Source organism: Streptomyces winkii (assembly GCF_032248595.1).
GTDB classification, from domain to species: Bacteria; Actinomycetota; Actinomycetes; order Streptomycetales; family Streptomycetaceae; genus Streptomyces; species Streptomyces winkii.
On sequence record NZ_JASTTH010000003.1, the window covers coordinates 210,918 to 230,007 of the forward strand.

Consider the following 19,090-nt stretch of genomic DNA (forward strand, 5'->3'; position numbering starts at 1 on the left):
TCGCGGCACGGGGCGGTGATGTTGTCTCTACGGCCCAACTGCGCGTAGAGACAACGAGGTCCGGAAAGCACGCCGCGCGACGTACCGGGAAGCCCGCACCATGCACGGCAAAAGAAGAGCCCCTGCACGCGGCCGAAGGCGAAGCCGGATGAGTCCGCCTGGATGCGTCAGCTGGTTTGGATGCCGGCGAGCACGATGTTGATCGCCCTGTCCAGGGTTGCGGGGTTCGTCGGCTCCGTTGCGGTGGCCTGGGCGAGGGATCGTACGAGCAGATAGATCTCGTCGACGGTGACGGCAGCCTTGACCGCGCCTGTGCGTTGGGCGTGGGTGAGCACCTCTTCGACGGTTGCGCGCAGTTCCCCCGAGGCGGCAACCACCGGTGCGGGAACCGAACTGTCGGCTTGCAGCAGTGATGCCAACGTGAGTTTCGTGGCGCCCGCCTGGATCATCTCTCGGATCAGCGCGTGCAGTGCCCGTTCCGGGTCCTGATCGCTGACGAGTTCGTCTGCGCGGCGGCGGAGCCTCGCGAAGTGGGCCAGCAACGCGGCTTCGATCAGGGCCGCTTTGGTGGGGAAGTGGCGAAAGACTGTCGCGATACCGACGCCGGCGCGCTGCGCGACGTCTTCGGTCGACCCTCTGGCTCCCTGCTCGCCGAAGACCGACTCGGCCGCGGCGAGAATGCGTTCGCGGTTGCGCCGGGCATCGTTTCGCACTCGATCTCCACTCCGGTCGTGGTGTCTGGCATCCACCGTAACCGGAGTCGCCACTCTGCTACCGTAATCGGAGTAGTGACTTCGTTTAAGGAGCGTCACGTGTCCGAACCGACCACCCCCGCCGAGGTCGTCCGGGCAGTCGCTGCCGGGGTGAGCCGCCTGGTGTCGGGCGGCCTCGACGCACAGCAGCGGGCCGCCCAATTGGATGCGCTCGCTGCCTACTACGCCGAGGACACCGACGTACGGCATCCGTTCGCACCCCTGGGTGACACGCCCTTGCGTACGCGGAACCAGCTGCGGGACCACTTCGCCGCAGGAGCGGACGGGATCGATGCGGAGAGCTTCGCGCCGGCAGACGCGGTGGTGCACGAAACCGCCGATCCCGAGGTGGTGGTCTTCGAATTCGCCTACCGGGGGCAGTGGGCGGGACGACCGTTCGCGGTGCCGAACATCTTCGTGGTCCGTGTCCGCAACGGCGTGATCGTCGAAAGCCGTGACTATGCCCACCACGTGGGATTCGCCCGCGCGTCCGGCAGGATCAACGACCTCGCCGCCGCGCTGACCCAGGCGACCGCGGACGCCGTCACCGCTTCAGGGCGGCACCTCTATGCCACGCTCGACACCCAAGACTGGGCACGAATTCTCGAACTCGTCTCACCGGACGTCGTAGTTCAGATCGGCAGCGAACCAGTGATGGGTCTGACCCGGTGGCGCAGCAACCAAGAGGCGTTCTACCGGGCATTCCCGGACGGCCGCCACGTCATCGAGGATGCCCTGGTCGACAAGGACCGATTCGTTACGCGGTGCCGCTTCGTCGGTACGCACACCGGCCCTTTCCAGGAGTTCGCACCAACCGGCAAGAAGGTGTCGGTCGGTGCCCTGCACATCGACCGGTTCGACAACGGGCTACTCGCCGAACACCACGGCCAATTCGACATCGACGGATTGCGGCAGCAGATCGCCGCGACGTAATACCCGAGGAGCAGATCGGCGCCCGAGACACCCGGTGCGGTTCCGCCACGGTAGGCGCTGCGCCCTACGACGTGACGTCGAATGCCTACTTCCTCTCACGGAGACCTTCGGGACGAGTCCGGCTCTGAGATCGGGGGAGTAGCGGCATGGAAGACGAGGCCGTCGCACCAGGTGTTGACACCGCATCGCCAGCATCTACACCGTCGAGAGACCTCCGCAGCGGGACGTTGGTGCGGGCTTCCAGAACTGCATCGGGTGAATTGACAGCGCCGTCAGGCGCGAACATCAGCCCGAGAGAGTCGTTGCACTGTCATCGCAGCGCGCCGGAGCTGACCGTTTCATGACTAGTAGCTGTCGTAGCTGGGCTTACCGTTCGGCCGGTAGACGCCGACGATGGTGCCGCCCTTCGTCGTCGAGACGCTGACGGGCTCCAGCGTTGTGGGGATCGCTCCGTCGGCGAACAGCCGCTTGCCGGTGCCGATGATCACGGGATGGATGGTCAGCCGGTACTCGTCGACGAGGCCGTGCTGCATGAGGGTTTGGGCGAGGTCGCCGCTGCCGACGACGTTGATGTTGCCACCGTCGGACGCCTTGAGTTTGCGTACGGCATCGACGATGTCGCCCTCGAGCAGCGTGGAGTTCTGCCACTCCACGGACGTCAGGGTTCGAGAGGCCACGTACTTGTGCATGCCGTTCATCCGGTCGGTGAACGGGTTGTCGGGATCGGCGGTGGGCCAGTACGACGCGAAGATCTCGTAGGTCTTGCGGCCGAGCAGCATCGCGTCGGAGTGCTCGTACCAACCGGCAATGGCTGTGCCGACCTCGTCGTCGGCCACGGGTTTCTGCCAGCCGCCGTGCTCGAAGCCGCTCTCAGCGTCCTCGTCCGGACCGCCCGGTGCCTGCATGACGCCGTCCAGCGTCAGGAACGTGCAAACGATGATCTCGCGCATGGAGAGCTCCTTTCGTCGACGGGCAGACCGCACAACGTCCGGAAACTCATCGGCGGAATGTCCGCGGTCAGCCTGGCCGAGTCTGGTTTGCGGCCTCACGAAGGCCGAGCAAGCCACGTACCTGCGCGGCCAGGAGCCCGATCCTGTATGCCCGTACTAGGATCGTGTCCTATGTGGTGAGCCTTCGTCGTGCTCAACATGGGGCGGGATAGATGGAGTTCACGGCACGCCGTTGTCCTCCTGCACCTCTCGCCAGACTCGGGCGTCGCACTTCGCGATGAAGCGCCGGAACTCCCAGTAAGAGACCTGGCGCAGCGGAGACCGTTCGAGCCAACTGTCGTGCTCCGCCTTGGCGTCCCACGATGCGGTCGGTATGCGGGCGTAGTTGTGGTGTTCGCTCTTGTCCACGCTGGTGATCTTCAGTACCTCGGCGTGGCGGTCGAGCGTGCGCACGACGAGACATGGGCGGTCCTTCGCCCCCGTGTCGTCATCGAATGGCACCGTCGCGAACCAGATGTCGCCGGGTGCGGGCGGCGTACGGCCGTCGAACAGATGGCGGGGCGGTGCCTGGGAGGCCGTACGGCCTGGGCGGGGAGGAGTGAACCTGCCCCGCGGACGTGCCAGGCCCGGCGCAGTCCTCCTGCGCGGCGGCGAAGTGGTGGACCGCGGCGGGCCGGGAGTGGACGGAGGCGACGTGGGTGACGGCCTCTTGCGCGTCGGGCGCCCCCGCCGCGGTGGGGCAGACGACTGGGACGGGTCGGGCGCGGGCGGCGGCGGCAGAGTGCGGACCCAGCCGGTCACCCGTACTGCGGTGATCAGGCTGGAGGCGCCGGCTCCGAGGAGTGACGCGTCGATGAGCCCGTCTCCGGTCAATGCGGCCAGGAGTGCGACGCCCAGGCATTCGGCCGCCATCAGGCCGGCCTGCGCACGAGTCCGGGCGCCGGTCACGGGACCGTCGGCGCTGACGAAGGCGCGTACGCGGGCGACCAGCGCGGCGACCACCAGGAATGCGATCACCGTCGGAATCTCGGAGAGGGACAGGGAGTCTGCGCTCTCGAATCCCTCACGTATGCCGACGGTGTAGAGCACCATCGCGGTCAGGGTGGCGAGCGGGAGGTATGAGACGGCGAGGCCGAGCGCGAGGGCCGCGTACCCTCTTCGGCGGTGCGGGAGAAGCTCTCGCAACGGCCACCTCCAGTGGCGCGCAGGTCCGGGTCGCGGATTCCCTTTCGACTGGCCAAAGCCGGGCGCTGTGACCTCAGTTCAGGCCGTGCCCGTCCCGGCGGAGTATACGGCGGCTGCCAGGCCGCTGGAACGGGAGAGAAGCTCACCCCCCATGTACAGACGCTCGCCGTGACGGCGGCACGCCCGCAGCGTCTCCCGGACTGGTCAGCTGTAGGCGACGCGGGTCCCGCCAGGCCGTGCAGCAGCAGGGAGGTGAGGGTCACCAATGAACGTCGTGAGACACTCCGCCGTGGATGTCGTGGTCGTAGCCGGGATCGGCCAACGAGGCCGGTTTCACGAGGATGTGTACACACCCATCGCCCCACACCCGCAGCTACATGCCTGACCCAGCGTCAAACACATACCGCGACGCACGAGCCCTCCCGCTTCGGAAGCACAAAGCCCCGCCGAGCCCTGCAGCCTGATCACCCAACAACAGCTCAGAGCTTGTGCCAGGCCTTCCAACGGGTCGGTGGCGGGTACCTTGCTTCAGATTCGGCCGGGACGGCGCCGCGGCCCGGCTCGGGCCGCCCGCAGTTTGCGTACCACAGCTTCGCTCTCATCAGTGAGGTGCAGTGAGGCATACAGGTCCACGGCCCGCTGCCACGTCGCCTCTGCCCGGTCGACGGCGCCCAGTTCGGCGTGTATGTCTCCGATGCTGTCCAGAAGCGACGGGACGCGGGCGTCATGGCCGATGCGGCGGCACAGATCAAGGGAACGCTGGTAATAGTCCAGTGCCTCGGCGTACCGGCCCGTCCCGGCGGAGATCACGGCCAGGCTGTGCAGTGTGGCGGCCTCGCCGTCGTCGAAGCGGTGCTGCTTGGTGAGTTCGAGCGCGAGACGGCAGTGCTGCCGGGCGAGTTCGTAGTCGCCGTTCTCGGCGTGGTACCAGCCGACGGAGTTGTGCTGGTATCCAGCCCAGGCCGGGTCGTCCACGGCGATGAAGAGTTCCAGGGCTCGCTGGGCGTCCGCCAATGCGGAACGGGTCTCGCCGCGCCGTGCGTGCATCTGGGCCCGGTACCGGTGTGCCCGGGCGGCGGTGTGGAGATCGCCCACGCGCTCGGCTTCCTCGAGGGTGGTGTCCAGAACGCGTTCTGCCAGTTCGATGTCCACGTAGTTGGCTATCGCGCCGAGACGGGCCCGGGTGTAGCGGCGAATCGGAGCGAGCTGCGGGGTGGTCATCTCTTCCACGGCCTGCTGGAGCACCTTGACGTGGTGGGTGTGCAGCCCGCAGCGAAGCAGGTAGGTGTCGAGCGAGAGGGCAAGCTGCCAGGCGTGGTCGCCGAGCCCGTACTCTGCGGTCGTCGCGTGCGCGGCGAGCAGGTTCTCGTGCTCGGCACGGAACCAGCGCAGGGCCTCGGCCTCGTCCGCCGGCGGCCGCGGGACGCATCCCACGGGGGGCGTGCCCAGCGGCAGTGTCACGCCGTGGGGATGCAGCAGCCGCTCGGCGCTGCTGGCGGTGTGCGCATAGTGATCGGCCAGCCGCAGCACTGCTTCCCGGCGCTCCTGCGCGGTCTGGTTGGCTTGCGCCATCTCCCGTGCGAAGTGCCGTACCAGATCGTGCATGCGGAACCGCCCTGGAACGTGCTGCCGGATCAGGTGCAACGATTCCAATACGCGAAGGACTTGCCTCAGCTCGCGCGGCGGCAGCCCCGTGAGGCTGCGGGCGGCGTCCAGCGCCAAATCGTCGCCGTGGGGCAGGGCCAACTGCTCGAAGACCCGCGCTTCGGCTGCCCGCAGTACCTGGTACGAGGAGGACAGGACCGCGCGCAGACTGGCCGAGGCGTCATCGCCACCATCGGCTTCGAACATGTCCAACTCGGAGAATCCCTCGCGCAGTTCACGCACCAGGGAGGTAACGGTGACCGTACTGCCGGCACCGATGCGGGCGCAGGCGATGCCGAGTGCGAGCGGCAGACCGGCCGAGGAGTCGATGAGCTGTTCCACTGCGGGCCGGTGCTCGCTGACGCTCTCCTGGCCGATGCTTCGGGCGATGGTTTCGCGTGCGGTGTTCCGGTCGAACACGTCGAGGTCGACACGCTCGGCGCCCAGACTCGACGTCACTCCGGTCAGCCGGTTCCTGCTGGTGATCAGCACGCGGCAGTGCCGTCCGCCGGGCAGCAGTGGCAGCACCTGGTCGGCGTCACGTGCGTTGTCGAGGACGATGAGTACTCGGCGGTCGGCGACGACACTGCGGAACAGGGCGATCTGCGCGTCGATGTCCGCACTGCGGGAAGCCGCCTGGCCGGCCTGCAACGCGGTGAGAAGCGAGGGCAGCACCGCGGCGGGGGATGCCGGCGGGGCGGCCGGATCGAATCCGCGCAGATTCACATACAGCTGCCCGTCGGGAAAGTCGTCGAGGCGCAGGTGGGCCCAGTGAAGAGCCGTCCAGGTCTTGCCGACACCTCCCGGACCGGTGATCACCGTGATTCCACCGTCCCTGCGCCTGCCGGTGGACTCCCCGTCGAGCGCGGCCAGTTCGGCCTGCCTGCCCACGAACCCCGATGGGACAGCAGGGAGTTGACGCGGCACATACCCGCCCGCGCTGCCAGCAGGTGTGTTCGCGCCGCCCTGGACTGTCTCACGTCCCTTCCCTGCGGATGTCGAGGCCGAGGCGCGTGCAAGGGCGGTGGACGCGGGGGCGCTGATCTCCGGTGCGTTGCGGAGTATCTGGCTGTGCAACTCCCGCAGCGGGGGACCGGGATCGGCTCCGACGTCCTCGGCGAGCCGGCGCCGGAAGCCGTCGTAGAGCAACAACGCCTCGCGCTGGCCGCTGGTGCCGTGCAGGGCAAGCATCAGTTGTCCCACGAGACGTTCGTTGTACGGGTCGTCGGCCAGCATGGTGCGCACGGAGGGCAGCGCCATGCTGTGGGCCCCGGTCCGCAGCAGGGCATCGTGATAGTCGAGTCTCGCGGCGCGGTGTTCGTCCTCAAGGTGAGCGCGAATGCCGTTGACGACATCGTTCTCGATGCCCGTGAACGGCTCACCCGTCCACAGCCCCAGGGCTTGCCGCAACAACTGCACGGCCCGTTCGTCCCGCTCCGTCCGCGCCTGTGCCGCTAAGGTCCGGAAGCGGTGGAGATCGATCGCCGTCTCGTCGACCTCGATGCGGTAGCCCTCCGGGCGGCGCACGATGTCGCAGCGGGGTGCGGGGGCGAGGGCGGTTCGCAGTCTGGACAGGTAGCTGCGAAGGGTCGTGCCCGTGCTGCGAGGCGCTCGCCGGCCCCATACGCGCTCCGTCAACACCTCTACGGAGACTGTGGTGTTGGCGTCGATGAGCAACCCTGCCAGCACGCTCCTGCGGCGCAGGTGGCCCAAGTCCACCTCCCGGCCGCCGATGGACAGACCGATGTCACCCAGCAGCTTGAACCGCATGCAGGCCGACGGCTCCTCTTTCACCGCGTCCAACCTCGCTCCCCCGCGCGGATCCACACATCCGCAGCTTAGCGGGACGATTCAACACTCCCACAGCCTCGGCTCAACGCTCGTGGCAGACGCTTTTGTACGGGGCCGAGAGCAGGCTCTGCCGCCGACCGCGCCGGTCGGTACCGAACAACGGGAGGAACGATCCACATGAACGTGCTCAGGAACAGGAAAGCAGCGACCAGTGCACTCGCCGCCCTGGCTCTGGCCGCCGCCGGCGCGCTCGCCGGTGCCTCGCCAGCAGCGGCGGCCTCCTTCGAGAACTGCGACTACGGACGGGTGTGCCTGTACCCGGACTCCGACGGCAACGGCTACCCGCTCCAGCTCGGACAGTGCGGCTGGACGCACCTCACGGGCTGGGAGAACACGATCTCCTCAGTCAAGACGCACGGAAACGCCGTCACCCTTCACGACGCCTGGGGAGACACCGTGGGACACGTGGGTGCGTGGACGCAGACCAACCTGTCCTGGGCCGAGAACGACCGGGCATGGTCCGCGTACGTCCACTGTCCCTGAGGCTCCGGCATCGCCCGACTCACTCCAGGGGGGCCGAATCCGGCGAACCGCGAGGCTCCCCGTCACCAGTGCCGCCGGTCAGGCGGCGGCCTGCCAACCGCCAACCCTGTGCGACAACGGGAGGAACGATCCACATGAACGTGCTCAGGAACAGGAAAGCAGCGACCAGTGCACTCGCCGCCCTGGCTCTGGCCGCCGCCGGCGCACTCGCCGGTGCCTCGCCAGCAGCGGCGGCCTCCTACGAGAACTGCGATTACGGACGGGTGTGCCTGTACCCGGACTCCGACGGCAACGGCTACCCGCTCCAGCTCGGACAGTGCGGCTGGACGCACCTCACGGGCTGGGAGAACACGATCTCCTCGGTCAAGACGCACGGAAACGCCGTCACCCTTCACGACGCCTGGGGAGACACCGTGGGACACGTGGGTGCGTGGACGCAGACCAACCTGTCCTGGGCCGAGAACGACCGGGCCCAGTCCGCCTTCGTCCACTGCTGAGTCGCCGTGACCCCGGATCGCCCCGTGGCTTCGTCGAGGCCCATGGTGGTCGATCAGCCCCGCTCCCCGGGTCGACGACCTCCTCAACTACCTGCAGGGCGCGCCGGAACGCACCCCGCACTACGGGCCCCTCCCCGACCACGACGCCAGGCGCCCTCAAACGCGTTAAGAGCCCTGCGCATCCAACGAAGTGACGGGCAGTCAGCGGCGCGAACCTAACCCGGGAGATGGGTCACTAGAGTCCGGACTCGGAGGTGGGCAGCCGGTCGTCGAACTCCTCGGGGAGTGGCCGGTCCTCCCCCTGACGTGGGGGGGGGCAGGTCCGGGAGCGACGGACGGACGGTCCCTGCGAGGCGGCGCTGGTGACACTTCAGGACCCCACACGGTCGGGTGCCGTCCCCCGCGGGCAGCTCCCGGGCACTCCGGCCGTCGGTGAGGCTGTACTTGAGACCTTCTTCGAAGCGCACGGCGAGAAGGTGCTGAACTTTTCTGCCCGCAAGGCCGGCCGGGACACGGCTGCCCCTCCCGTATGCGCTCGTGCCCGGACCCAGTACTGCCGACAAGCGCGATGAAGATGAGTAGGGTCGTGAGACGAGCAGTGCGCCCAGGCGCGGCAACGACGCGGATTTCCGGCCTGGCTCGGGGATCCAGGTTGGTAACCGGCCCGTAGTCCTGACAGGAGTGCGGCTTCCGCGGCGATGTGTGGGCGGGTGCTCGACCGGTCGGCCAGCGCTGCCGTCCGAAGTCAGCCGTGGGCGTCCGGTCCGGAGCGGTAGCCAGGGCCATCGCCCTCGTGCGGTCCTGAACTCGACCGGAGTACCACCGGCCAGCGCTTCCAGATGGCCACGTGCAAGATGACCCCCAAGCCGATGGCGTTGAGGGCGGTGTAGGACACCCAGCCATCAGGGCGCACACGTCCCCACTCGACCGTGTCCGCATAGGAGTACAGGGCCCAGTACAACAGTCCCGCCACGGCGATCGAGGTGATCACCACGCCGGTGCGGCCGGCTGGCGGGCTCAGCTGCGTCCACGGCCAGCGGTCGAAAAGCATCGCCACGAGCAAGAGGGCTGCGACGCCGCAGCCGCAGGCCGCGGTCACCTGCCCCACCGGCATGTCCAGAGCATGACGCAGCAGCAGGTAGGAGGCCCAAGCACAGGCGATCACGGCCACATTGGCCACCGAAAGGCGGACGGCCCTGCGCTCCACGGCCGTGAAAGGCCATCCGCGCAGCGCCACGAAGAACACCAACTGCCATGCGCCCAACGCGGTGAGCCATGACCCGTAGACGTCGGACGAAACGGGGCCCCCGGGATCACGGAGGCCGTCCTCCGCCTTCGTGTCGAGGTGCACCACGAGCAGGTAGGTGCCTGCCCCGATGCCCCAGGCCACCACGAACGCAGCGATACCCGAGGTGAGGCGCCCGAGTCGGCGGAAGGGCCAGCCTTCGCACACCAGCGTCACTTGGAGGATGGCCGCGAACACTCCGGCAGCGACGGGCAGGGTGTGGGGGAAGGTCTCAACGTGCCCGGAGCCCGGGTCCGGGTCGAACAATGCGTGTGCGTCGGATCCGGCGACGACGGCCTGGCCGAGAAGAGTGAGTACGACCGCTGCGGGGATGGCGATCAGCGTGTCCGTCAGCCCCGACCAGCCCGCACGCAGTGTGCTGCCGGGCCAGTCCTCCCACCAGAACGCGATGGTCGCGATGACGGGGAGAGCGAAGGTGGTGAGCGGAGCCAATACCTTGAGCGATGTCACCGGTCCACCGGCACCGAAGGCCAGCAAGAAGAACAATGGCAGGAGGAAGGCCAGCCCCGCCAGGCCGATCACGGGCTGCCCCCGCCAGGGAGCGGGGGCCGGCGTTCCCATACCCGGGGCCGGTTTGCTGACCGGGGGGCGATCTGGAAGCGGCGGCGTCCCGACGTACCCCGGGGCACGTTTGCCAGTGACCACCGAAGCCGGACTGGACGTACCGCTTCGGGCCGTGGACCCTCTCGACTCCCCAACGCCGTGCCGTCTCACGTCTCGTCTCGCTCCGATCCCGAGGACGCAGCGGCGATCCGGACTCCCGGATTCCCGAGTCCCGTACCGCTGAAAAGCGTTGCTTGCCCGGACCTAGCTACATTGGCCGGTTTGAGCAACATGAGGAGCTGTAGCACGTATCTTCCTGCGTCACCCGGATTTCTCGAGCCGGTGCGTCCGCTCCGGGTGACCTGCCGGCCATCCTCAGGTCTGCTCGGAGGCAGGGCGGGTGGCCTGCGTCGAACTTCACGGTCCAGACGGTGACTGCCAGATTGCTCCCCCGGAGGCCGTCCATCGGGGCCAGAACGGTGTCACGGTGACATCGGCGCCAATGATGCGTGCCAGCGCCCGGCCTCAGGGAGAGCTCGCGGGTGTGCCGACCGATGGCACTTCGCTTACCTGGCCACCCGCGCGACCGGCGGCGCCGGGCTGATCACCGAGGCCTCCGCGGTACTCCGCCCTGCGGGCCACCCAGGTGGCGATCAGCGGTGTCACTCTGGGGCGCCGAGCGGCGGGTGTTCGAGCACGCGTGGCTTGTACTCGACGAGCTGGATGCGGCCGTCGAAGGTCCGGTGCTCGATCATCTCGAGGGCGACGTCCGGGTAGCCGTCGTAGATGCGTTCTGCGCCCGTGGCCCCGGTGATCACCGGGAACATCCCGACCCGGAAGCGGTCGACGAGTCCGGCCCGTAGCAGGGACCGGCACAGGCTGAGGCTGCCGATCGTGCTGAGGAGCCCCGAGCCGTTCTCCTTCATGGCGCGGACCGTCTCGACAGCGTCGTCGCGGACGAGCGTGGAGTTGGCCCACGTCAGTGGCTCCTTGAGCGAGGAGGAGAACACCACCTTGGACGCTTGCGTGAGCTCGTCGACGGACGCCTCTTCCTCGGCCCTGAACTCGTCTTGGCCATCCGGGACCTGGCCGGCGGCGAAGCCTGACATAAGGCGGTAGGTGTTCGCTCCCATGAGGTAGGTGACCTCCGGCTGCTCGCCGAGCCATGCGAGGTACTCCGGGCCCTCGAGGCCCCAGAACCCGGGCCAGCCCTCTCCCGATGCGTTGCCGTCGAGGGAGGTGATGAAGTCGACGAGAAGCTCTGACATGGCGGTGTCCTTCCTCGGGTGTCACGAGCTTGGACCGGCTAGGAGCCACAAACTCATCGGCCGCGCTGTGGGGTGACGAGGAAGCCCATGACGCTGCAGCCGATCGTCTCGTCCGAGGAGTGGGAGGCCGCCAACTTTCGATGCATGGCCGAGCACGTCAACAGCCCGTTCACATTAGGCAAATTGACAGCCTGTCAGGCGCGAACCTCACGATCATGCTCGCGGTTCTCATCGGGCCACCCGGCAGTGCCCAAATCCCCGAGAGGCGGGGGCCGGCGACGCACCTGGGCATCCCGTTGCGCGCGACGCTGTGCTCAGCGCGCTGCCAAATGCTCGCCTTCGTGGTCGTCTGCCGTCCCGAGTCGAGCGTCCTTCGAGCTGCGGCCTGAGGGCGGCTCTCGGGTCTGACCTGAGCAAGATCATCCCTGTTGGTCACGCGGTTGGTCACGCGACAGGGAGAAAGAATAGAAGCCCCTGGTCCACCAGGGGCTCTGGTGTCGGGAGGGGGACTTGAACCCCCACGCCCTGTAAAGGGCACTAGCACCTCAAGCTAGCGCGTCTGCCATTCCGCCACCCCGACAAGGTGTACCGCCCGTCATCGGCGTGCGGCAGAGCCAACTTTAACACTGGCCGAGGGCCTCCAGATCACCCGCCTCCGACCCGTCCGCCCTTGGGCGGGCGCCGCGTAAGGGGGAGTATGGGGGACTGATCCCCGCGGCGATACGAGGAGGCAGCGTGAACCAGTCGACCCCTGCACCGACCGGTGGCGGAGCGAGCGCCGAGAGTGAGGTCGTCGAGCTGTGCCGTGACCTCATCCGCATCGACACGAGCAACTACGGCGGCAACGAGGGCCCGGGGGAGCGGGCCGCCGCGGAGTACGTGGCCGAGAAGCTCGCCGAGGTGGGACTGGAGCCGGAGATCTTCGAGTCCCGGCCCGGCCGCGCCTCGACCGTCGCCCGCATCGCGGGGGAGGACCCGTCCCGTCCCGCCCTGCTGATCCACGGGCACACGGACGTCGTGCCCGCCAACGCCGCGGACTGGACGCACGACCCCTTCTCCGGCGAGGTCGCGGACGGCTGCGTCTGGGGGCGCGGCGCCGTCGACATGAAGGACATGGACGCGATGACCCTCGCCGTCGTACGGGAGCGGCTGCGCAGCGGACGCCGCCCCCCGCGGGACGTGGTGCTGGCCTTCCTCGCCGACGAGGAGGCGGGCGGCGTCTACGGGGCGCGGCACCTGGTCGACAACCACCGCGACCTCTTCGACGGCGTGACGGAGGCCATCGGCGAGGTCGGCGGCTTCTCCTTCACGGTCAACGACGACCTGCGCCTGTATCTGGTGGAGACGGCCCAGAAGGGCATGCACTGGATGCGGCTCACGGTCGACGGCACCGCCGGGCACGGGTCGATGACCAACACCGACAACGCCATCACCGAACTGTGCGAAGCCGTGGGGCGGTTGGGGCGGCACAAGTTCCCGGTGCGCGTGACCAAGACCGTCCGCTCCTTCCTCGACGAGCTCTCCGACGCCCTCGGCACCGAGCTCGACCCCGAGGACATGGAGGAGACTCTTGCCAAGCTCGGCGGCATCGCGAAGATCATCGGCGCGACGCTCCAGAACACCGCGGCGCCGACCCAGCTCGGCGCCGGGTACAAGGTCAACGTCATCCCCGGCCAGGCCACCGCGCACGTCGACGGCCGCTTCCTGCCCGGCCACGAGGAGGAGTTCATCGCCGACCTGGACCGGGTGCTCGGGCCGCGCGTGCAGCGCGAGGACGTGCACGCCGACAAGGCGCTGGAGACGAGCTTCGACGGCGCGCTGGTGGATGCGATGCAGGCTTCGCTGAAGGCCGAGGACCCGGCCGCACGCGCGGTGCCGTACATGCTCTCCGGCGGCACGGACGCCAAGTCCTTCGACGATCTGGGCATCCGCTGCTTCGGGTTCGCGCCGCTGAAGCTTCCGCCGGAGCTGGACTTCGCTGGGATGTTCCACGGAGTCGACGAGCGAGTCCCGGTGGACGGACTGAAGTTCGGCGTACGCGTGCTCGACCGTTTCCTCGATCAGTGCTGATTCTGCCGGTAGTTGGCTGACTCCTGCCCACCGGTGGCGGGAATCGTACGGACGCCAAATTCGTGCTCCTGTGCGCAGGCGCCCGGAAAGGGTGAATGCCCGCATCGGCTCGTACCCGGATTCCTCCATCTTCGTTACAGGTGATGCGGTTCGTGGTTTGAACTGCATGCCAACGAGGAGGAATTCATGATCAAGAAGGTCGCCGCTGTCGCGGCCGCCACCGGTGGTCTGGTGCTCGCTGGTGCGGGCATCGCCGCCGCCGACCAGGGGCTCCAGGGGACCGCCGGGCAGTCTTCCGGCGTGGCCTCGGGGAACGTCGTTCAGGCCCCGGTCAATGTCCCCGTGAACGTGTGCGGCAACACAGTAGCCGTACTCGGGGACCTGAACCTGGCCCGCTGCACCGGCAACTGAGGTCATCCCTCAACGCATGAGGAAGTGAAGTCCGGGCGGTCTGGCGCGTGTTGACGCGGCCTCGTGCCGTCCGGCCTTCCTGGGGGCGGATGCGCGAATTCACGAATCCACTCCCCTTTGTGTGTCCTTGTAACACCCACTGGCAGAAAGCAAGGCAGGGGAATCAGAACCATGCGACAGGTCACAAGAAAAGGCCTGATCACCGTGGCCGCGGCGGGCGGCGTGCTCGCCACGTTCTCGGGAGGTACGGCGTTCGCGGACACCGGGGCTCACGCGGCCACCGGGAACTCGTCCGGGGTGCTTTCGGGCAACGCCGTCCAGGCACCCGTCAGCGTCCCGGTCAACGTGTGCGGCAACACGGTGAGCGTCCTCGGCACGCTCAACTCGTCGTCGGGCAGCTGCGCCGACAGCGGGTCGGCGCGGACGAGCGGCTCGGCCAGGGGCTCGGAGGGCATCGGCTCCGGGAACCAGGTCCAGGCGCCGGTGAACGTCCCGGTCAACGTGTGCGGGAACGGCATCAGCGCGCTGAGCACGAACACCAGCGCGTCGGGCTGCGGCGACTCCGAGGCGACGCCGCCGGGCGACGAGCCGGACAACCCGGGCCCGGACAACCCCGGTACCGACGACCCGGACCCGGACAACCCGTGCGACGACTCGTGCCCCGACAACCCGGGGGATGACAACCCGGGCTCGGAGAACCCCGGTGGCGGTTCCGACGACTCGGACGTCGCGCCGGCCTCCGACGTGCGGACCCAGTCCGAGCCGGCCGCGGGCGAGCTGGCGCACACCGGCGCCGGCGACATGATCGGCGTCGCCGCGCCGCTGAGCGCGGGCCTGCTGATCGGCGGCTTCGTCCTCTACCGCCGGGCCTCGCGGCTCGCGCGGCGCTGAATGAGGCGCTGAGCCGGGACAGCCGGAAGAAAGACGGCGGAGCGGGCACCACACGGGTGGGGCCCGCTCCGCCGCCTTGTCCCGACGCCCCCTCCGGAGAGGAGGCGGCTCACCAGGTCGCGTGCAGCTGGCGGATGATCCGGCGGCGCAGCCGGACCCTGCGGCTGCCGTCGGGGTAGAGCCGCGTGCGGGCCAACTCCCAGTGCCCGTACTCGGCATGGTCGGTCAGCAGTCGGGTCGCCGCCTTGCGGGAGACCCCGCGAGGGACGTACACATCGCGAAATTCGTATTCCGGCATCTCATCTATTGTGCGGGCAGAGGACCGATCCGGATAGCGTCTGCACTATGTCTGATGCTGAGCAGCCCACCGCTGCCGACGTACGCGCCGCCGCCGAAGCGGTGAAAGCCGCGCTGGACCGGCACCTCGAAGCGGTCGAGCGCCGGGCGGAAGGCGCCGGGAACGACAACGGGAACGGCTCCTCCGACACGGCCGTGTACGCCGCCTTCGACGAACTCGCCGCGGCCGGCGAGGCCTACGACGAGCTGCTCTACGAGATCTACGACGAGGTCACTCCGTTCGAGATCCCCGGGGGCGACTCGATGCCCGCCTACACCGGTCCCGAGACGCCCAGCGCCCTGAGCGTGCTGATCAGGCGGGACTACACGGTCGTGGAGCCCCAGCGGCTGCTGGCGCAGGCCCAGCGCGTCACCGACCTGGACCCGGACTCGGCGGACGAGGAGAGCCCCGCTGCGGCCTCGGCGGGCAGCAGCGTGCACGCGGCGCTCGGCGTCCTCTTCGGGGAGTACGAGGCCGACGAAATCGCCACCCGCCACAAGGAGTTCGGCCTCGACGAGGGGGACTCGACGCTGTGGGTGGCGGCGGCCGACGAGCCGAGCGAGCCGGGGGAGTGGCTGACGGCGCCCTTCGAGCAGGCCGACCCCGAAAGGGTGATCTGCCGCTTCGACGTCAGCTCGGTCTTCGACGAGGCGGACGTCGAGCTGGACGACGAGGAGTGACGGCTCGCGCCGCCGCGGGTGCCGGCCGACAGCGGTCCGGCGCCGCCGCGAGGCACGGTTCCGCACCGATGCGAGTGCGGGCGCCGCTACGGATGCGCCGCCACCCGTCCCGTCCGTACGACGGCGACCCGTGCTACGGCAATCCGGCCTACAGACTCTCCTCCGGACCGCCGTCGGCCGGGTTCTCCGGCGGGGACGCCGCGGCCTCGGCCGCGCGGGCGGACTGTGCCAGCAGGGCGCCCAGCCGCGTGGTGCGGGCGGGGGAGGTCACCGACGCGACGGCCTTCGGAAGCGCGTCCTCCGCGCCGTGCACGACCGAGAGATGCCGCTCGCCCCGGCCGAAGGCCGTGTAGACCCACTCGCGAGTGAGCGCCTGCGCCGCGTCGCCCGGCAGCACCGCCACCACGGCGGGCCAGCTCATGCCCGCGGCCTGATGCGCGGTGACGGCCCAGCCGTGCCTGACCTCGTCCGCGACGTGATCCCGCGGGACGACGACGCTCTCAGCCGGACCGGCGTACTCCAGCCGCAGCCCGTCCTCCTCGCCGGAGACGACCACCGCCGCCCTCGTACGGCCACGGGACGGTGAGTGGACGACGCGGTCGCCCGGGTCGAAACCGCCGAAGCGCCCGGGGCCGGGATGGAGCCGCTCCTTGAGGGCGGCGTTCAGGACCCGGGTGCCCGCGGCCCCGCCGTGGCCCGTGGTGATCACCTGTGTGTCGGCGGCGGGGACGCCGATCGCCCTGGGGACCGAGTCGGCGACGAGCTGGACCGTGCGGTGCACGGCCTCGCCGGCATCCCGGACCGGGACGATGACGACCTCCTTGCCGGGGGCCTCGACCTGGTTCAGCTCGCCGACGCCGATGCCGGAGACGAGCTCGCCGAGGGGCCCGGGGTCGGGCGTGCGCGAGGCGAGGCGCGGACAGGCGCCGGAGGAGAGAACGTCCGCGAACACCTGGCCGGGACCGGCCGAGCCGAGCACGTTCGGGTCGCCGCTGAGCACCAGGCGCGCACCGTCGGGCAGGGACTCCACGAGGGCGGCGGCCGTCTCGGCGTCGAGCTGCGGAGCGTCGCAGACGATCAGCAGGTCGAGCTCCCAGACTCCGCCCACGCCGCGGCCCGGCCCCTCGTGGCCGTCGAGGAGCCCGGCGACGGTGACGACAGGAGGGTGCGCCTGCGCGGCTCCGGTGCCGGTGCCGACGTCGGTTCCGTCACCGCTGCTGTCGTCAGCGGCGTCGTCCTCGCGGCCCGGAAGGAGGGCCGCCAGCCGGTCGCGCCCACTGCTGCTGTGCGCGGCGGCGCAGGCACGCAGCCCCAACTGCCCTGCGGCGGCCAGGAGTGCGGCGGGCTCGGCCCGCGCCGCCTCGCCTCCCGTGTGCACGACCAGCCCGTGGCCGGCGACCGCACGGATCAGCTCCGCCGCCGAGGGCGACGGCGCCGAGGCCGCGGCGGCCTCCCACTCCTCGGGGGTCGCCCCGCGCACGTCGTCGTGCTGTTCCCCGGCCGGGGCGCCCTGCGAGGCGCCGGTGGAGGCGCCGGTGCTGATCAGCCGCGCCAGCCCGTCCGCGAGGCTCTCCTCCGCCATCGCATAGCGCTCCAGCCCCGCCAGCAGCCGCACGGGCCGCTCTTCGTCCTCTTCCCCTCGCTCGGCCGCCCCGCCAGGCGGGAGACCGCCGCCCGGCATGGTGTCGAGCGCGTCCTCGAAGACGAGGACCGCTCCGGCGTCGATCGCCGTACGGACCGCCTCGTCGGGCTCCGGAACCGCGTACTGGGACAGGCCCTTGGACAGCTCGGCCGGCTCCAGCGCCGTGTGCCCGGCCAGCGCGGCGCGCTCCAGCAGCCACACCACGAGCGCCTGGGCGCGCCGCTCGTCGCCCGGGCCGCTCTCCTCGCCGAGCAGCGTGCGGGCGAAGCCGTCCGCCTGCTCGGGCCGTACGCCCGGAACCGCGAGGAGCTGCCACGGGTCGGAGCGCAGCAGCGGGGCGGCCTGCTCGCCGAGCGTCTCCGCGGCCCGCGCGGCCAGCGTCTCCGGTGCGCCTCCCTCGGCGAGCACCTGGCGCAGCTCCTCCGGGACGGTGACGGGGCCGCGCTCCGAGGCGGCGCCTCCGCCGCCGGGCGCCGGGCCGCGTCCCTGCGGGCCCGGCGGCGGCGCGGGCCGTTGCGGCCGGGGCGCGGCCTGCTGGGCGGACTCGGTGAAGAACGACGCGGCGGAACGCTCCCCGCTCTCCACCGCCCTTACCGCCGCGAGGAGTTGGGCTGCCTTGTCGTCCGTCACAGCTCGCTCCAGTCCTGGTCGGGGTAGCGGTGCACCGGCGCCGAGACGTCGTCGAGCGCGCGGCAGATCTCGTCGGGAAGACTAAGGGCCTCCACTGACAGCGCCTCGGTGAGCTGCGCGGACGTACGGGAACCGATGATCGGCGCGGTGACCCCCGGCCGGTCCCGCACCCAGGCCAGGGCCACTTGCAGCGGCGAGACGGCGAGCCCGTCGGCGGCGGTGGAGACGGCGTCGACGATGAGGCCCGCCGTCTCGTCGAGGTACGGGGCGACGAAGGGCGCCAGATGCTCGGAGGCGCCACGCGAGTCCGGCGGCGGCTCCGCCCGGCGGTACTTCCCGGTGAGCACACCGCGCCCGAGCGGCGACGAGGGCAGCAGCCCGAGCCCCAAGTCGACGGCGGCGGGCAGCAGTTCACGCTCGACTCCGCGCTGGAGCAGTGAGTACTCCATCTGTGTGGACGCCAGCCGGGTGCGCGTACCGGGGGCCGCGAGCTGCCAGGTGGCCGCCTTGGCGAGCTGCCAGCCGCTGAAGTTGGAGATGCCCACGTAGCGCGCCCGGCCGGTGCTGACGGCGATGTCCAGGGCCTGCAACGTCTCGTCCAGCGGCGTCTGGGGGTCGAAGGCGTGCACCTGCCACAGGTCCACGTAGTCGGTGCGCAGCCGCTCCAGGGAGGCGTCGAGCGCCGCGAGGAGATGGCCCCGCGAGCAGTCGAAGCGCCGGTCGGGGTCCGGCACGCTTCCGGCCTTGGTGGCGATCACCAGGTCCCGGCGGGGCACGAGCCCCTCCAGTAGCCTCCCAAGCAGGTACTCGGCGCCGCCGTCCCCGTACACGTCGGCGGTGTCGACCAGCGTCCCGCCCGCTTCCCAGAACGTCTTGAGCTGGTCGGCGGCGTCCCGCTCGCCGGTGTCCCGGGCCCATGTGAGGGTTCCGAGGCCGATACGGGATACGCGCAGGCCGGTACGGCCGAGGTGCCTTGCCTCCATGGGCGTTGAGGTTACTTGCGAGCGCACGCTAGAG

At 69.8% G+C, this 19,090-nt stretch carries 16 protein-coding genes and 1 tRNA gene; 7 read left to right on the forward strand and 10 right to left on the reverse strand.

The features are described from left to right. Window positions 1-167: 167 nt before the first annotated feature. On the reverse strand, window positions 168-713 hold the full coding sequence (locus QQM67_RS09445) for a TetR/AcrR family transcriptional regulator (RefSeq protein ID WP_314173227.1): 546 nt from the start codon (window positions 711-713) through the stop codon (window positions 168-170). Window positions 714-812: 99 nt separating this feature from the next. Between QQM67_RS09445 and QQM67_RS09450 the strand changes: the two genes are divergently transcribed. Further along, window positions 813-1,685, forward strand: coding sequence for an ester cyclase (locus tag QQM67_RS09450; protein ID WP_314173228.1), 873 nt, complete (start codon window positions 813-815; stop codon window positions 1,683-1,685). Between the two features lie 344 nt (window positions 1,686-2,029). Here QQM67_RS09450 and QQM67_RS09455 read toward each other — a convergent pair whose 3' ends face one another. The 3 genes from QQM67_RS09455 to QQM67_RS09465 form a co-directional block, all read right to left on the reverse strand. Then, window positions 2,030-2,635, reverse strand: a complete 606-nt coding sequence (locus tag QQM67_RS09455) for a dihydrofolate reductase family protein (RefSeq protein ID WP_314173229.1) — start codon at window positions 2,633-2,635, stop codon at window positions 2,030-2,032. 219 nt (window positions 2,636-2,854) lie between these two features. Next, entirely contained in the window at window positions 2,855-3,820 is a 966-nt protein-coding gene (locus QQM67_RS09460) for a hypothetical protein (protein WP_314173231.1), read from the reverse strand. Window positions 3,821-4,348: 528 nt separating this feature from the next. Next, a complete protein-coding gene (locus tag QQM67_RS09465) occupies window positions 4,349-7,234 on the reverse strand; it encodes an AfsR/SARP family transcriptional regulator (protein ID WP_314173232.1) in 2,886 nt (961 codons plus the stop codon). A 198-nt stretch (window positions 7,235-7,432) separates the two neighbouring features. Here QQM67_RS09465 and QQM67_RS09470 point away from each other — a divergent pair, with 198 nt between their 5' ends. Together QQM67_RS09470 and QQM67_RS09475 are read left to right on the forward strand one after the other, a co-directional pair. Continuing rightward, the gene (locus tag QQM67_RS09470) at window positions 7,433-7,798 is read left to right on the forward strand and encodes a peptidase inhibitor family I36 protein (RefSeq protein WP_314173233.1); all 366 of its coding nucleotides are present in this window, start codon (window positions 7,433-7,435) and stop codon (window positions 7,796-7,798) included. A 134-nt stretch (window positions 7,799-7,932) separates the two neighbouring features. Further along, window positions 7,933-8,295, forward strand: a complete 363-nt coding sequence (locus QQM67_RS09475) for a peptidase inhibitor family I36 protein (RefSeq protein ID WP_314173234.1) — start codon at window positions 7,933-7,935, stop codon at window positions 8,293-8,295. 745 nt (window positions 8,296-9,040) lie between these two features. Here the strand turns inward: QQM67_RS09475 and QQM67_RS09480 are convergent. From QQM67_RS09480 to QQM67_RS09495, 3 genes are all read right to left on the reverse strand, one after another. Next, on the reverse strand, window positions 9,041-10,123 hold the full coding sequence (locus tag QQM67_RS09480) for a hypothetical protein (RefSeq protein WP_314173235.1): 1,083 nt from the start codon (window positions 10,121-10,123) through the stop codon (window positions 9,041-9,043). A gap of 683 nt (window positions 10,124-10,806) precedes the next feature. Continuing rightward, complete coding sequence (locus tag QQM67_RS09490; RefSeq protein ID WP_314173236.1) at window positions 10,807-11,412, reverse strand: dihydrofolate reductase family protein; 606 nt, start codon at window positions 11,410-11,412, stop codon at window positions 10,807-10,809. Window positions 11,413-11,904: 492 nt separating this feature from the next. Next, window positions 11,905-11,992, reverse strand: a tRNA-Leu gene (locus QQM67_RS09495). Between the two features lie 155 nt (window positions 11,993-12,147). On the opposite strand from QQM67_RS09495, the gene QQM67_RS09500 reads away from it, so the two are divergent. The 3 genes from QQM67_RS09500 to QQM67_RS09510 all read left to right on the forward strand — a co-directional run bounded on the left by QQM67_RS09500 (window position 12,148) and on the right by QQM67_RS09510 (window position 14,784). Continuing rightward, window positions 12,148-13,482: a M20/M25/M40 family metallo-hydrolase gene (locus tag QQM67_RS09500; RefSeq protein ID WP_314173237.1), complete on the forward strand. Its 1,335-nt coding sequence runs from the start codon at window positions 12,148-12,150 to the stop codon at window positions 13,480-13,482. A gap of 186 nt (window positions 13,483-13,668) precedes the next feature. Next, window positions 13,669-13,893: a chaplin gene (locus QQM67_RS09505; RefSeq protein WP_314173238.1), complete on the forward strand. Its 225-nt coding sequence runs from the start codon at window positions 13,669-13,671 to the stop codon at window positions 13,891-13,893. Between the two features lie 171 nt (window positions 13,894-14,064). Next, on the forward strand, window positions 14,065-14,784 hold the full coding sequence (locus tag QQM67_RS09510; RefSeq protein WP_314173239.1) for a chaplin: 720 nt from the start codon (window positions 14,065-14,067) through the stop codon (window positions 14,782-14,784). Window positions 14,785-14,893: 109 nt separating this feature from the next. On the opposite strand, the gene QQM67_RS09515 is transcribed toward QQM67_RS09510, so the two are convergent. Continuing rightward, window positions 14,894-15,082, reverse strand: a complete 189-nt coding sequence (locus tag QQM67_RS09515; protein WP_037976561.1) for a DUF5703 family protein — start codon at window positions 15,080-15,082, stop codon at window positions 14,894-14,896. A gap of 47 nt (window positions 15,083-15,129) precedes the next feature. On the opposite strand from QQM67_RS09515, the gene QQM67_RS09520 reads away from it, so the two are divergent. After that, window positions 15,130-15,801, forward strand: a complete 672-nt coding sequence (locus QQM67_RS09520) for a hypothetical protein (RefSeq protein ID WP_314173240.1) — start codon at window positions 15,130-15,132, stop codon at window positions 15,799-15,801. 148 nt (window positions 15,802-15,949) lie between these two features. Here the strand turns inward: QQM67_RS09520 and QQM67_RS09525 are convergent, their stop codons facing one another. Both QQM67_RS09525 and QQM67_RS09530 read right to left on the reverse strand, forming a co-directional pair. Continuing rightward, on the reverse strand, window positions 15,950-18,073 hold the full coding sequence (locus QQM67_RS09525) for a helix-hairpin-helix domain-containing protein (protein ID WP_314173241.1): 2,124 nt from the start codon (window positions 18,071-18,073) through the stop codon (window positions 15,950-15,952). Beyond that, complete coding sequence (locus tag QQM67_RS09530; RefSeq protein WP_314173242.1) at window positions 18,070-19,056, reverse strand: aldo/keto reductase; 987 nt, start codon at window positions 19,054-19,056, stop codon at window positions 18,070-18,072. Before QQM67_RS09530 ends, QQM67_RS09525 begins: the two co-directional genes overlap by 4 nt. Window positions 19,057-19,090: the final 34 nt, after the last annotated feature.